The organism is Sulfurivermis sp. (genome assembly GCF_059410345.1).
The window spans coordinates 99,374-112,661 of sequence record NZ_JBLJDO010000003.1; the positions used below are offsets into that span (position 1 = coordinate 99,374).

Here is a 13,288-nt window from a genome sequence, read left to right on the forward strand (position 1 = left end):
CCTCGGTCAGAAACGGCCTTCCAGCGCCACATGGATGGCGCGGCCGCCGCGCTCTTCCTCCCGGATGTACTTGGTTTTCTGCCCGGCGGTGTTGTATTCGTACTTGTCCTTTTCCTTCACCATGTCGAGCAGATTGGCCGCCGTGACGCGCAGCGACAGGCCCTTGCCGAGGTGCTTCATCACGTACATGTCGAGCAGCTTCTGCTCCGCCTCGTCGTCGGCCTTGAGCGGCTCGGTGGGGTTCTTCCGATATCTTGGCGTGTAGTTGTAATTGACACCCCAGGCACCATCCCAGGCGGGCAGCTGCCAGTCGAAGCCGATGTTGTAGACGTAGGGAGACTGATCCTTGATGCGCGTGGTCAGGCCGGTGGCGCTGTCCTTGATCTCTGAATCGAGCCAGGTGTAGTTGAAGCGCAGCATGGCCTCTGGCAGACCGAGCACGTCCAGGCGGGCACGCGCATCCAGTTCGGCGCCCCACACGCGAGCGTCACCGACGTTGTAAGGACGTTCCACGTAGCGGCTGCCTTCCAGCGCTGTGCGCTTCTCCACCATGTCGCTGATGTCGCGGTGGAACAGGTTGACGCCTAACACACCGCCGCCGCGCGGCAGGAAGTGATCCCAGCCCAGTTCCACGCCCAGTGCCCGCTCCGGTTTCAACTCCGGGTTGCCGGATTTGTCGGGGTCGCCCAGGGTGCCGGTCTTGGTCTCGGTGACGGTGGACAGATCATCGAACTTGGGCGGCTTGAGGGTTTCGCTCACGCTGGCGCGCAGGTTGTTGCGCGCATTCACCTGCCATAGATAATGCAGCGAGGGCGCAGCCGTGTAGCTATCGCCGCCGCGCTCTTCGCCCCGGCCGTCCACCGCATGCTGCTCCTGCCATTGCAAACGCATTCCCGGTGTCAGGATGTGACCGCCGCCCAGGCCCACCTCATCCTGCAACCACAGCGTCCAGCGCGTTTCGGTGATGTCGAAATTGTCGCCACGGCCCGCCGCCTTGGGCATCCCGTTCTCCAGCGTGGTCTTGGTGTCCTTACGCGCCTTGTCCCTGTACTCGACACCGGCGCCCAGCTTGTGGCGGCCAACGGAGCGGTCGATACGCGCGCCTGCATACCATTCGCGTTCGTTCTTGCGATCGGTCTCCAATGTGGTCTTGGTAAGGACGCCAGCGGCATTGTATTCCCACACGGTCTTGTCCTTGTCCTCACCACCGTGCTGGTCCGCACCGTAGAATACAAGCCGGCCATCGTTGCCGAGGGGGCGGCGCCATTCGGCACGCAGACGGCTGGTCTCGCGCAGCTTGCCCTCCGCCTCATCCTTGCGGCCATCGGCCACGTAGCCGGTTCCGGCCACAAAATCGTTGTACTTGAACTTGTCCACCGCCTTGGTCTTGCGTTCGTCGCTCCGGGTGAACCACGGCGTCAGGCTCAGTTCGTCGCCATCGTCGAGGCGGATGTCGAGTCGCGGCGCGAGGTCGATGGTGTGTGTGCTGACACGCTCATCTTCGAACTCGTCCTTCCAGGCGGTGCGCATGCCGGTACCGCCGTTGAAGCTTTGTTCGCTCTTGCTCTTGGTCTTGAGGGCGCCTACCTCGCCGGCGGACGCATTGATCAGCCAGCGCACGCGCTCGCTGGCGCCGCCGTACTGGCCAGACAGGTTCCAGGTGTCCATGTCGGTCTTCTCGCCGAACACCCGGCCGGAGACCAGGCGCGCGCCGGCGATATGCTGCGCCGGCGCCTCGCGCAAAACGATGTTGATGGTGCCGGTGACGCCCTCGTTGGGCATGTCGGCGGTGGGGGCGCGGACGATCTCGATGCGCTCCACCATATCCAGGGGGATGCGGTCCACCTGGATCTGACGCTCCTTGGTGCCGGACAGCGCCGGCTCACCGTCGATGAGGATCTGGGTGTAGCCCTTATCCATACCGCGCATGCGTACATCCTTGGGTGTGCCCGGAGGACCGGTGAAGGTGACGCTGGGCAGGCGGCGCAGGTAGTCGCCCACGCTCAGTTCGTTCATGCGGTCCAACTCCTCACGGCCGTAGACCAGGCGGGTGGAAGAGGACGCGCGGCGGGCGTCGAAGTCGTCCTGTTCGGCGTGCACGGTAATCGCCTGCAACCGGGTGGCCTCGACCAACAACAACGGGGTTTCGGCCTGGGCGCCGTGACAGACGGCGGCCAGCAGGGCGGCAAGGGTGGTTCTTTGCGTAGACGGCATGGGTTCAGCTCCCCAGAATCAACGGGTGATTTCCTGGCTGGCTGGACCATGTCCCAAAGGGAAGGTCGGGCTGGCGACGGGTGATTGGTAAATACTTACTTGGTCAGAATCAGCTTGCCCTGCCGGGTCAGGCGCAGGCGGTATTCCTCGGAGCCATGGGCGATGATCAGTTCATTGTCCCGCCCGAGCAGCTCGCTGCTGGCCAGGCGCCGGCGGCTTTCCGCCCCCTCCCCCCCTGCCCGTTTCCCGGCGGGGGTGTGCTTGTCACTCATGGGAACACCCCGAGTAGCCTTAGTGTATTTTCAACAAGTCTCAAATGATAATGATTCGCATTAAGAAGTCAACATGTACTTCCAGCGGCCCGCGGAGGCAGGACTGAGCGGTCGGAGCGAACACCCGCCAGCGGGAAGGAGGTGAGGAATCAGCGCTGGCGTTGCCGACCGGCCCGCGCCAGGCGCGCCAGATAGTCCGCCCAGTGGGCGGCCTGGTTGGCGCCCAGGTCGTAGAGATAGTTCCAGGTATACAGACCGCTCTGGTGGCCGTCGTCGAACACCAGCTTCACGGCGTAATGGCCGACCTGCACGATGTCGGTGATGTTCACCAGTTCCTTGCCCACCTGCAGCGCCGGGCGTTTGCGGTGATAGCCGGCCACCTCCGAGGACGGGGAATACACCCGCAGGTATTCACAGGGCAGCCGGAAGCGCGCGCCGTCGTCGAAGGCGATCTCCAACAGGCGCTCCTCGCGGTGCAACACGATCTCGGTGGGATGGGGGGACTCGGCCATGCGGCCTCCCGGCGGCGGTGGGGCGGAGAGAAACAGATGGGGCCGACGCAGGGGCGACACAAGCGCCCCGCCCGGGCCTAGCGGCGGAAACGGGCCACCAGTTCCTGCAATTGCGCCGCCAGCCGTTGCAGATCACTGCCGGCCGCGGCCAGCTGCGCCACGCCGGCGGCGGTGGCGGCGGCATCGGCACTGATGCTGGCCACATTGCGACTGGCGTGCTCCGCAACGCGCTGTTGATCATCGGCAGCGGCGGCGATGTCGCCGGTGGTGCGGGCGATACCGCTGACGGCGCCGGCGATGGTGCCCAAGGCATCGGCAGCCCTGCGTGCCTGATCCACGCTGGACTGGGCCTGGCTGCGGCCGGCACTCATGATCTGCACGGTGCGGTGCGCGCCCTGTTGCAACTGCTCGATGATGCCCTGGATTTCCAGGGTGGACTGCTGGGTGCGAGTGGCCAGGGTACGGACCTCGTCGGCCACCACGGCAAAACCGCGGCCCTGCTCGCCGGCGCGGGCCGCCTCAATGGCGGCATTGAGGGCGAGCAGGTTGGTCTGCTCGGCAATGCCGCGGATCACGTCCAGCACCATGCCGATGTTCTGGCTCTGCTGTTCCAGTTGCTGCAACGCCGTGGCGGCCTGCTCGACGTTCTCCGCCAGGGCGAAGATGGCATCGATGGTCTGGCCGATGACCAGCTTGCCGCCCTGCGCCGCCTGATCCGCCTCACCGGCCGCGGCGGCGGCCTGCTGCGCCTGCTGCGCCACCGCCTGCACCATGGCCGTCATCTCGGCCAGCGCCTGCGCCGCCTGTTCGGTATCGGCCTGCTGGTGCCGGGCGCGGGCACTGACATCGTGACTGGTCGTGCCCAACGCCGCGATGGAACCGCTCAGGGCGGTAGTGGAACCGCTGATCTGGCCCAGCATCTCACGCAGGTTGGCGGTCATGCGGTTGACGCTGGCGACGATCTCGCCGATGACATCGGCGCTCTCCAGGGTGCACTGATGCGATACATCATTCTCGCTCACGGCCTGCGCCACATCGGCGATACGCCGTACCTTGTTCATCAGCACCACGCTCACCAGCACGTAATTGAAGATGCCGATGGAGGTGCCGGCCACCAGACAGCCGACGATGAACCAGGCCCGCATGCCTTCCTTCCACTCCACGAAGAACTGGGCATAGACAGGAAAGATCAGGCCCATGGCCAGACCGAAGGCGAGAAAGGCATAGAGCAGATTGCGCAATATGCTTTTTTTCATGTTGTTTGGACTCCCCCTGGGACGCGCCCTGGGCCGGGCGCAGCGTCAATTCTGCTCTGTTTCGGCAGGAGGATGATAGAGCTTGAGCAGACCTTCCGGGATTTCGCCCTTGCCGGCCAGCTCCAGGCCGCTGTTGGCCAGCACAAACAATACCAGCACCATGACGATGGTGGGCATCACGCCGACGCGGGTGGCGATGGTGAAGATGATCTCCTGCATGCTGTGCTTTTGCGCGGTGAGCGCCAGCAGGGAACCGCCGCCGATGATCACGGCCGAACCGGCATAGCCCATCAGCAGCAGGCGGCAACGGCGCCAGGCCAGCCGCCAGTGCATCACTACGAACCAGGGGGTATCTGCCGTGGGACGATGGGCACGCACATAGATGTAGGCGATCACCAGGGCGGAAAACAGCGGCGGCAACAGCAGGCCCCAGGCACCGATGCCGAGGGCGATGGAGGCGGGCGCCAGCAACAGGTGAAAGGCGGCCAGATTGATCATCAGCAACTCGTGCGGGGTGCGGGCCTGGCGCTTCAGGGCGTCGTCGATGGCGTAGAGCATGGCAATCCTCGTGGGAATGGGCGCAAAGTTTGGTGAGCCGGGCGCTGTGATATGCTTCCAAACGGTCGGGGCCATTCTAGCCAATAGCAGCGGATGAGCCCTTGCGAAAACGCAATGTAACGACCAATTCGCCACCATCAGTTTCGCGGCGAACCCGACGGCAAGCGGTCGGTGTCTTTTTTTGGATCCATTCAAAATCCAAAGGGTAGGCTATGGAAAGCAACGATCCGCGTGTGCTGATCCGCGTCGCCGAGGCGGTGTATCCGGTGTGCGAACTGGGTGCCGAGTCGCGCCGCCGCCTGGCCGACCAGGGCCGTCTCGACCTGCTCAAGCCGCACGCCCGCCTGGCCGCCGTCGACGATGCCGCCTGGCTTACCTATCTGGTGCGGGGCGAGCTGACCCTGGTTTCCGACAAGGGCGAGAAGGAGGCGATACACGCCAACTCGCCGCGCGCCCGCCTGCCCCTGTTCCGCATCCATCCCCCCGGCCTGTACGCCGAGGCCGATGTGGCCAGCGTGGTGGTCCGTTTCAGCCGCGCCCTGCAGCATACCCTGACGGCGGCGGAGCGCAGCGCCGCCCACGGCGGCAACGATGAGATCATCATGGATAGCATAGGGGCGGCAGAGAGTCCGCTCTACCAGCGTATCTACCAGGCCTACCAACACGACGAGTTGGAGCTGCCCAGCCTGCCCGATATCGCCCTGCGTATCCGCGAGGCCATCCGCGACCCCAACGTCGGGGTGAAGGATGTGGCCAAGATGGTGTTGGCCGACCCGGTGCTCTCGGCCCGGCTGATCCATGTGGCCAACAGCGCCGCTTACCGGCGCGACACCCCGGCCACCACGGTCTACCAGGCCGTCACGCGATTGGGACTCGCCGCCGCGCAGAACATCGCCATCAGCCTGGCGCTCAAGCACCTGTTCAAATCCGATGCCCCGCTGCTGCAACAGCACATGCAGGCGCTGTACAACCACAGCAGCCAGGTGGCCAGCATCGCCTACGTGCTGGCGCGCCACAGCCACGGCTTCAATGCCGAGCGCGGCCTGCTGGCCGGCCTGCTGCACGACATCGGCGTGATCCCCATCCTCACCTTCGCCGCCCGGCACGGCGCCCTCGAACACGACGCCGCCGAGCTGGACAAAACCATCAGCAACCTGCGCCGCATCACTGGACATCTGGTGTTGAGCCGGCTCGGTTTCGAGGACGATCTGATCACTGCCGCCGAGCAGGCGGAAGACTGGCTGCGCGATGAACACGAGGCGCCGGACTATGCCGACCTGCTCATCGTGGCGCAACTGCACAGTTATCTCGGCACACCGCAGATGCAGCACCTGCCGCGCATCGACACCACCCCCGCCTACCGCAAGCTCGATCTGGGCGAGTTCGATCCACAGCACGGCCTCGCCATCCTGCGCGAGGCCCATACCGTCAGTTCAGCCATCCACCAGATGCTGCATTGAAGATCGCCGGACCCCGGCGCTCAGATCTGCTTCCAGCCATCCACCATGAACTGTACGGCGATCACCGCCAGCAGCAGCCCCATCAGGCGGGTGACGACACGGATACCGCTGACGCCGAGCAGACGCCGCAAGGCATCGGCAAAGAACAACGCGACGTAGACGATGACACAGGCCACCAGGATCGCCGCCAACAATTCGACCTGCTGCATCGGCGCCGTGAGCTGCTGGCGCCATACCAGCACGGTGGTAATCGCGCCCGGCCCGGCCAACAACGGGACCGCCAGCGGCACCAGGGCAATGTTCTCCTTGCGGATCCCCTCCTGCTCCTCTTCGGCGCTGGTTTTGATCCCGCTCGGGATCAGTGCCAGCATCTGCAGCGCATAGATGAAGAAGATGAAACCGCCGGCCAGCTGGAAGGCGGGCATGCTGATGTGGAAGAAGCGCAGCAGGGCATCGCCGCTGAGGGCAAACAGAACCAGGATCACGGCGCTGGCAAGGGCCGCCACCAGGGCCATGCGGCGGCGTTCGGCCAGGGTGTTGTCGCGGGTAAACAGCAGGAAGATGGGCAGGTTGCCCAGCGGGTCCATGATGATCAGCAGCGGCACCAGTATGGTCAGAAAGTCCTGCATCACCGCTCCTTTGCCGCTACACGAACAGGGTCAATACACCGGTATATCCGTACAGGCGGCCATTATAGAGCTCGCCGTTGGCAAAGAAACCGGCCAGGGGAAAATCCCCCAGTACCTCGGTGATCATGCGCAACTCCTCGGCGTCGTCACCGAACTGGTGGCGGCCACGGCCGAGACAGGTGACATAGATGCCGCCGCGTATGGCGCGGCCACCGACACGGCCCTTGATCCGCTCCAGCATCTGGCGCATATCGGCACGCGCGGTGTTACCGTCGCGGCGGCAGAACATCAGCCGCTCCTGGCCGTCGAGATAGTCGCCCACTGCGATGAGGCCGTTGCGCGTGTCGACACCCATCAGGTGGCGCACCATGTAGTCTCCGGTGTCGGAATTGACGATGGGCAGGCCGACGAAGATGTAACCGGCGATGCGTTGCAGATCGCGCGCCAGCACCTCGCCGATCTCCTGCCTCATCACCTCCAGCGCCGGCTGGTAATCCAGCGTGATGGCGATATTGCCCTCGGCCTCGGTGATCGCATGGGAAGCGCCCAGCGGCGTGCATCCCTGCGTGTGATCGGTCACCACATTCACCCCGGGACCGAACAGCACGCCGGACACGCCGCCGCTGATCACCGCGTCGCCGACAATCTGATGATTCATGGTGTTGGATGAGGTGAGTCCACCGTTGACGAAGGCCGCCGGCAGCGCCGCGGCCACCGCCTCGACCAGGGCCGGCGTCGCGGTGTTGGCGGGGTCACCGTGCAGCAGGGCAAAACAGTAACCCTGTTGCTGAGCCCAGGCCTGCAACTCCGCTGTCAGTGCCGCCTCCGGCTGGATGAAGGCCGGCAACAGGCGAAAGTCCTCTGCCGGCACATCGCCCACCAACAGCACCAGCGCCGGGGTGTCGTAATACTCCTGTCCGCTGGCGCACACCGCCATGCCCAGCGTGCCCACCCATTGCACGCGCGGCAATACCGCACGCAGGCGTTGCAGCACCGCCGGCAACTGTCCCGCCAGCGCATCGCTGGCATACACAAAGCCGAGGCTGGCCTCCGGCGGCACACTGCCCAGTTGCGCCAGGCAACGTTCCAGCAACGCGGGGCCGTCGCCGCCCGTCGCCTGGGCCAATAAAAACTGTTGCATCATGCCCCCCTAGGCGAGAGACACACCCGTGCCGCCCAGGCCGCAGTAGCCGCCGGGGTTCTTCGCCAGATATTGCTGATGGTAGTCCTCGGCATAGTAGAACTGCGGCGCATCGACGATCTCGGTGGTGATGGCGCCGAAGCCCGCCGCGTTCAGGCGCTGCTGAAACTGCGTGCGCGAGGACTCGGCCGCGGCCCGCTGCGCCGCGTCGTAGACATAGATGCCGGAACGGTATTGCGTGCCGACGTCATTGCCCTGGCGCATGCCCTGGGTGGGGTCGTGCGACTCCCAGAACACCCGCAGCAATGTCTCATAACTGATCTGCTGCGGGTCATACACCACGCGCACCACCTCATTGTGCCCGGTCATGCCGCTGCACACCTCGCGATAGGTGGGATTGGGCGTGTAGCCGCCGGCATAACCCACGGCGGTGGAGTACACGCCGGGCAGCTGCCAAAAGCGCCGCTCGGCGCCCCAGAAACAGCCCATGCCGAACAGGGCCAGCACCGTGCCGGCCGGAAACGGCGGGATGATACGGTTGCCACTGACGTAATGATTGATCGGCACCGGCATGGGCACGACGCGCCCGGGCAGCGCCTCCTCCGGCGTAGGCATGTGAAGTTTATGGGTATCGCTCATCGTGGCCGGACCTCGCGAGGTATCATGCTCAAACTATGCGGCTGAACGGCAGGAAAGCAAGGCGGGGCACTTTGCATATACTCTATACATGAATAAGGACAAGCAGGACCCTGCCGCCATGGAAGCCGCCGCCCCAACCACTGCCGTACCCCACCATCATTTCCCGCGCTGGCTGCGCGCCCTGCTGCTCGGCATCATCGCTGCCGCCACCCTGCTGGCCCTGATCCCGGTAGGCATGCGCTTCGGCCTCGAATATGCGTTACGCGAACAGGGGTTGGAGGCAGTCAGCATCGCCAACATCGACTTCAATGTATTCACCCTGCGTTTGAAGCTGGAGGAGTTGCGTGCCGAGCGCGAGGGGCGACCGGTGCTGCATGTTGAACAACTGCAAGTACGTCTGGCCTGGCGCCCGCTGTGGCAAAAACAGCTCATGATTGAATCGCTGGCGCTGCGCGGTACCCAGCTGGATATCCGTCAGACAGCGAACGCGCGCTGGCGCCTCGCCGGCATCGACCTGCCGCCACCGGCATCCCCCGCCGACGCCAGCGATCAAACGCCGGTCTGGGGTGTCGGTCTGCAACAGGCCGATATGGAGGGTATTCGCCTTGAGCTGTCGCTGCCCGACCTCACCACCAGCCTCACCCTCGATACCCTGGTGCTGGAGGATTTCTACACCTGGCTGCCCCAACAGCACACCCGGCTGCACGCCGAGGGACGACTCAATGACAGCGGCTTCGTCCTCACCGCAGAAGCCGCGCCGCTGGCCGGCAGCATCACGGCCGCCGCACACCTGACCCTGCAACCCCTCGACCTGACACCGTTCCTGGCCCTGGCCCCGGCCGGCATACCGGCGGTACAGGCGCGGCTGGCGGTCGACAGCAACTTCGGTGTCCGTGTCGACAACGAGGCCCTGCAACTGACGCAACAAGGCCGGTTGGGCCTGCACGCTGTCACCGTCACCGTTCAACCCTGGCGGATCAGTGGCGAGCGTCTGCAATGGGACGGCCAACTCGCACTCGCGCTGCAGCATGGCGGCCTGGCGGTACTAACGGCGCAAGGCCGTGCGGTGCTGCAAGGAGCGGCGCTTGCCGATGCGCAGGCAGCAGAGGCGCTGCTCACTCTGTCTGGCATGGAGGCAAGCGGTATCGAGCTGCGCAGCAGCGACGACATCGCCATCGAAACCATGCACCTGCAAGGATTGCAGGTGATGCTGCAACGCGCGGCCGACGGCCGCCTGCTGTTGCCGGCCACGAAGGCGGCCGAAACCGCGCCGCCGGCACAAGACCGCCCCGGGCCGGCGCTGCGCATTGCCCGCGTCATTCTCGACGGCGACAACACCATCGACTTCCGCGACCTGTCGCTCAAACCCGCCTTCCACCAGACGCTGCACATCACCAAGGCCGAGATCACCGGCATCGACAACCGCGCGCACGATGTCCCCGCCCAGTTCCAACTGAGCGGCCGTGCCGGCAAATACACCGCCATGGACGTGCGCGGCGAAATTCGGCCGTTTACCGCCAAGACCAACCTCACCCTGCGCAGCGAACTGAAGGGACTGGACCTGCCGCCGCTGACGCCCTATACCATGCGCCATCTGGGCTACAACCTGCGCAGCGGACAGCTCGGCGCTACGATGGAACTGACCATCCGCGACGACATGCTCGACGGCAACAACCAGCTGCGCATCCACAAGCTGGCGGTGGAGCCCACCGATCCGGCCAAGATGGCGCAGTTCAGCGACCAGCTGAAGATCCCGCTCGCCACCGCCCTCTACATGCTCAAGGACCGCAACGACAACATTGCGCTCGACCTGCCCATCAGCGGCAATCTGCGTGATCCCTCCTTCGATATCTCCGACGCCATCAACACCGCGATGGGCAAGACCATGCGGCTCGCCACCGTCGGTTATCTGAAGCTGTTCCTGCAACCCTACGGCGGCCTGCTTACCCTGGCCTCCATGGCCGGCGGTGCCGGCAGCATTCAGTTCGAGCCGCTGATCTTCACCCCTGGCCTGGCGGTCATCGAGACGCAGCAACAACCCTACATTGACAAGATCGGCGCGCTGTTCAAGGAACGGCCCAAGCTGCGCCTGCAACTATGCGGCTACGCCACCGCCGCCGATCGGCCACTACCGCAGAAGAACAAACCGCCGCTGGAGGAGAGTGTGATAACCACGCTGCTGGAGACTTTGGCGCGCCAACGCGCCGAGGCGGTCAAAGATCAGCTGATCAACCAACACGGCGTAGAGCCGGAACAGTTGTTCATCTGCCATCCGGCCATCGATGCCGCCGCCGCAGCGCAGCCGCGGGTGGAACTGCTGCTCTAACGGGACGGGCGCAGGGCGTACACCACCTCATCCAGCCGCGTTACACCGGCGGCGCGGAAGCGCGGCGTCTCTGGCAGGATGTCGAGGGCGAACAGCCGCTCCACCGCGTAGCGCCCGGCGTAGAAACCGCGCACCTCCTGTTCGGTCACTGCGAACGGCGGCCCCTCCATCTCCGCCTGCGGATAGTCCATGGTCACCAACAGCATCGGTGCCACGGCCGGCAGGATATGGTGCAGATGACCGGCATAACGCGCGCGCATCTCCGGCGGCAGGGCCACCAGGGAGGCACGGTCATATACAGCGGCCACCCCCTTGAGATCGGCTGGCTCCAGATCGAAGAAGTCACCGCACAGCAAGGTGATACCGTCGCAGCTCCAGCTGTCGAAGGCGCCATGGCTGCGCACCTGCGGTTTGAGTTCGTTTTCCAGGAAGAAGTCTTCCACTGCCAGCGGGCTCAGCTCCACGCCCAGCACGCGATGGCCCTGGGCGCGCAGCCACAGCATGTCGCGACTCTTGCCGCACAAGGGCACGAAGACCTCTGCCCCCGCCGGCAAGCGCAGGCCACCCCAGTATTCCTGCAAATGGGCGTTGATCTCGCCCTGATGAAAACCAATCTCCTTGCGCTGCCAGCGCTCCAGCCAGAACTCCGCCTTCATTGCCTCACTCTCCCAACCAGCGCACCAGATAAAACAGTTTGAAACCTTCGGACGAGCGGAACGGCCCGCACACCCGCGCCGCATACAGCTGCTTGGCGGCATCGGCCTGGGCCAGGGCCTCCTGCTCGGTCGCCACCACCGTCACTGTATTTTCCGGATAACGCTGACGCTGCCGCCGCGGCGCATAGATCACCGCGTAGCTCTCGCGCAGATCGGCCGGTAACAGGCCCTGCTGTTCGAACTCATGCTCGGACATGCGACACATCCTTTATCTTTTGCATAACAAGTTGCAATCATAGGCCTTCATCCACACCGAGGGTAGGCAGGTATAATCCGCCCTCCCACATCACTCGGAGATCGCATGGCACGCCGGCGCACCACCATCCGTATCGGACCCTTGCTGTTTCTGCTGCGGCGTCACCCGCTGGTGCTGCTGCTCGCCGCCCTCCTCGCCGCCGGCTGGTACGGCTATGAGGTGCTGCACGCGCGCCCGGCCCTGGCCTGGCACGGCGTGCCACAGGCGCAGGCCTGGCAACCGAGCACCTGGACCCGCGTGCTGCGCAACGATGCCTTTCTGGTGGGGTGGTCCGACCTGCGCGGCAACCCGTTGTGGGTGAAATACAAGCTGAGTCCGGTACCCGCCGGCGCCCCGCGCCTGCGCCGGCCGCCACGTTTCGAGCGCGACTGGCGCGCCCTCAACTCCATCGGCCACGACGACTACAGCGGCAGCGGCTACGATCGCGGCCACCTCGCGCCCAACTACGCCATCTCGCGCCTGTACGGCGCGCAGGCGCAGTTGCAGACCTTTCTCATGACCAACATCACCCCGCAGCGGCCCAATCTCAACCAAAAGGTATGGCAACGCCTGGAAGAGGCGGAGATCGACGTGTTCGCGCCACGCTATGCCGAGTTGTGGGTGATCACCGGACCGGTATTCGATGCGGACATCCAGCGCCTGCCCAGTTCCAAACGGGTGGAGGTGCCCGATGCCTTTTTCAAGATCCTCGCCGCGCCCCAGGGCGGCCCCGACGGCGAACCCAAACTGCTGGCCTTCGTGGTGCCGCAGACGGTCAGGGGCAACGAACCGCTGGACCGCTTCGTCACCAGCGTCGATCACGTGGAGGAGCTTACCGGCTTCGATTTCTTCCCCCACATGGAGGCTGAGTTGCAGGCCCGGCTGGAGGCAGCGATTGACCCGGGCGCCTGGCGCCTGGAGGAAATCGCGCGCCGTCCGGGCCGATATTGACCGCGATTTTTCCTTTGCACAAACTATGCGCCTGCAACGGTCCGGCTGCTCTGCCGCCGGCAAATTTTCAACTTTCGTGATTCGTACACACTGACGGAGCGTGTCTACCATGAGCGGAAATATCGACGCCATCAAACAGGAAATGATTCAGCTGGAAACCGAGTACCTGGCCTACATCAACAAGAACGGTTTCCGTTACCAGGAATACAGCAACCCGCCGGCAGGCAGCTTCATGGAGAAGTACAAAAAGCGCATGGCCGAACTCACCGCCGCCAGCGGTGTGAAGCCGCTGGAGTATTACAAGGGTTACTGATTCGGTACCTGTGGCAAGCAAAACCCCGCTTTCGCGGGGTTTTGTTTTTCCGCACCACCCCAGGAT

The 13,288-nt window shown here is 64.6% G+C and carries 14 protein-coding genes; 4 read left to right on the top strand and 10 right to left on the bottom strand.

The genetic code is table 11. From position 1 onward, the window contains the following. Positions 1 to 6 precede the first annotated feature (6 nt). The 5 genes from ACMV8A_RS03835 to ACMV8A_RS03855 form a co-directional block, all read right to left on the bottom strand. Positions 7 to 2,214: a TonB-dependent receptor plug domain-containing protein gene (locus tag ACMV8A_RS03835; protein ID WP_495324420.1), complete on the bottom strand. Its 2,208-nt coding sequence runs from the start codon at positions 2,212 to 2,214 to the stop codon at positions 7 to 9. Between the two features lie 95 nt (positions 2,215 to 2,309). Beyond that, positions 2,310 to 2,486, bottom strand: coding sequence for a hemin uptake protein HemP (hemP, locus tag ACMV8A_RS03840; protein ID WP_495324421.1), 177 nt, complete (start codon positions 2,484 to 2,486; stop codon positions 2,310 to 2,312). A 149-nt stretch (positions 2,487 to 2,635) separates the two neighbouring features. Then, a complete protein-coding gene (locus ACMV8A_RS03845; RefSeq protein ID WP_495324422.1) occupies positions 2,636 to 2,998 on the bottom strand; it encodes a gamma-butyrobetaine hydroxylase family protein in 363 nt (120 codons plus the stop codon). A 77-nt stretch (positions 2,999 to 3,075) separates the two neighbouring features. Continuing rightward, positions 3,076 to 4,254, bottom strand: a complete 1,179-nt coding sequence (locus tag ACMV8A_RS03850) for a methyl-accepting chemotaxis protein (protein ID WP_495324423.1) — start codon at positions 4,252 to 4,254, stop codon at positions 3,076 to 3,078. Positions 4,255 to 4,299: 45 nt separating this feature from the next. Further along, positions 4,300 to 4,812 (bottom strand): hypothetical protein, encoded by a 513-nt coding sequence (locus tag ACMV8A_RS03855; protein ID WP_495324424.1) that lies wholly within the window; start codon positions 4,810 to 4,812, stop codon positions 4,300 to 4,302. Between the two features lie 212 nt (positions 4,813 to 5,024). Between ACMV8A_RS03855 and ACMV8A_RS03860 the strand changes: the two genes are divergently transcribed. Beyond that, positions 5,025 to 6,272: an HDOD domain-containing protein gene (locus ACMV8A_RS03860; RefSeq protein ID WP_495324425.1), complete on the top strand. Its 1,248-nt coding sequence runs from the start codon at positions 5,025 to 5,027 to the stop codon at positions 6,270 to 6,272. 20 nt (positions 6,273 to 6,292) lie between these two features. On the opposite strand, the gene ACMV8A_RS03865 is transcribed toward ACMV8A_RS03860, so the two are convergent. The 3 genes from ACMV8A_RS03865 to msrA are packed head-to-tail and all read right to left on the bottom strand — an operon-like array spanning position 6,293 to position 8,681. Next, positions 6,293 to 6,901, bottom strand: a complete 609-nt coding sequence (locus tag ACMV8A_RS03865; RefSeq protein ID WP_495324426.1) for a MarC family protein — start codon at positions 6,899 to 6,901, stop codon at positions 6,293 to 6,295. Between the two features lie 16 nt (positions 6,902 to 6,917). Next, positions 6,918 to 8,042, bottom strand: a complete 1,125-nt coding sequence (locus ACMV8A_RS03870) for an FIST signal transduction protein (RefSeq protein WP_495324427.1) — start codon at positions 8,040 to 8,042, stop codon at positions 6,918 to 6,920. A 9-nt stretch (positions 8,043 to 8,051) separates the two neighbouring features. Continuing rightward, entirely contained in the window at positions 8,052 to 8,681 is a 630-nt protein-coding gene (msrA, locus tag ACMV8A_RS03875; RefSeq protein WP_495324428.1) for a peptide-methionine (S)-S-oxide reductase MsrA, read from the bottom strand. An 88-nt stretch (positions 8,682 to 8,769) separates the two neighbouring features. Here msrA and ACMV8A_RS03880 point away from each other — a divergent pair, with 88 nt between their 5' ends. After that, positions 8,770 to 11,007: a DUF748 domain-containing protein gene (locus ACMV8A_RS03880; RefSeq protein WP_495324429.1), complete on the top strand. Its 2,238-nt coding sequence runs from the start codon at positions 8,770 to 8,772 to the stop codon at positions 11,005 to 11,007. On the opposite strand, the gene ACMV8A_RS03885 is transcribed toward ACMV8A_RS03880, so the two are convergent. Continuing rightward, complete coding sequence (locus tag ACMV8A_RS03885) at positions 11,004 to 11,663, bottom strand: thiopurine S-methyltransferase (RefSeq protein ID WP_495324430.1); 660 nt, start codon at positions 11,661 to 11,663, stop codon at positions 11,004 to 11,006. The genes ACMV8A_RS03880 and ACMV8A_RS03885 overlap by 4 nt on opposite strands. 4 nt (positions 11,664 to 11,667) lie before the next feature. Then, the gene (locus tag ACMV8A_RS03890) at positions 11,668 to 11,919 is read right to left on the bottom strand and encodes a hypothetical protein (RefSeq protein WP_495324431.1); all 252 of its coding nucleotides are present in this window, start codon (positions 11,917 to 11,919) and stop codon (positions 11,668 to 11,670) included. Between the two features lie 105 nt (positions 11,920 to 12,024). Here ACMV8A_RS03890 and ACMV8A_RS03895 point away from each other — a divergent pair, with 105 nt between their 5' ends. After that, a complete protein-coding gene (locus ACMV8A_RS03895; protein ID WP_495324432.1) occupies positions 12,025 to 12,909 on the top strand; it encodes a DNA/RNA non-specific endonuclease in 885 nt (294 codons plus the stop codon). Positions 12,910 to 13,018: 109 nt separating this feature from the next. Beyond that, positions 13,019 to 13,222, top strand: coding sequence for a hypothetical protein (locus ACMV8A_RS03900; RefSeq protein ID WP_495324433.1), 204 nt, complete (start codon positions 13,019 to 13,021; stop codon positions 13,220 to 13,222). The last annotated feature ends 66 nt before the right edge of the window (positions 13,223 to 13,288 follow it).

Excerpts from the sequence above, each read along its gene's own strand:
- ACMV8A_RS03835 (WP_495324420.1), bottom strand. The coding sequence starts at position 2,214 with ATGCCGTCTACGCAAAGAACCACCCTTGCCGCCCTGCTGGCCGCCGTC.
- hemP (WP_495324421.1), bottom strand. The coding sequence starts at position 2,486 with ATGAGTGACAAGCACACCCCCGCCGGGAAACGGGCAGGGGGGGAGGGG.
- ACMV8A_RS03845 (WP_495324422.1), bottom strand. The coding sequence starts at position 2,998 with ATGGCCGAGTCCCCCCATCCCACCGAGATCGTGTTGCACCGCGAGGAG.
- ACMV8A_RS03850 (WP_495324423.1), bottom strand. The coding sequence starts at position 4,254 with ATGAAAAAAAGCATATTGCGCAATCTGCTCTATGCCTTTCTCGCCTTC.
- ACMV8A_RS03855 (WP_495324424.1), bottom strand. The coding sequence starts at position 4,812 with ATGCTCTACGCCATCGACGACGCCCTGAAGCGCCAGGCCCGCACCCCG.
- ACMV8A_RS03860 (WP_495324425.1), top strand. The coding sequence starts at position 5,025 with ATGGAAAGCAACGATCCGCGTGTGCTGATCCGCGTCGCCGAGGCGGTG.
- ACMV8A_RS03865 (WP_495324426.1), bottom strand. The coding sequence starts at position 6,901 with ATGCAGGACTTTCTGACCATACTGGTGCCGCTGCTGATCATCATGGAC.
- ACMV8A_RS03870 (WP_495324427.1), bottom strand. The coding sequence starts at position 8,042 with ATGCAACAGTTTTTATTGGCCCAGGCGACGGGCGGCGACGGCCCCGCG.
- msrA (WP_495324428.1), bottom strand. The coding sequence starts at position 8,681 with ATGAGCGATACCCATAAACTTCACATGCCTACGCCGGAGGAGGCGCTG.
- ACMV8A_RS03880 (WP_495324429.1), top strand. The coding sequence starts at position 8,770 with ATGAATAAGGACAAGCAGGACCCTGCCGCCATGGAAGCCGCCGCCCCA.
- ACMV8A_RS03885 (WP_495324430.1), bottom strand. The coding sequence starts at position 11,663 with ATGAAGGCGGAGTTCTGGCTGGAGCGCTGGCAGCGCAAGGAGATTGGT.
- ACMV8A_RS03890 (WP_495324431.1), bottom strand. The coding sequence starts at position 11,919 with ATGTCCGAGCATGAGTTCGAACAGCAGGGCCTGTTACCGGCCGATCTG.
- ACMV8A_RS03895 (WP_495324432.1), top strand. The coding sequence starts at position 12,025 with ATGGCACGCCGGCGCACCACCATCCGTATCGGACCCTTGCTGTTTCTG.
- ACMV8A_RS03900 (WP_495324433.1), top strand. The coding sequence starts at position 13,019 with ATGAGCGGAAATATCGACGCCATCAAACAGGAAATGATTCAGCTGGAA.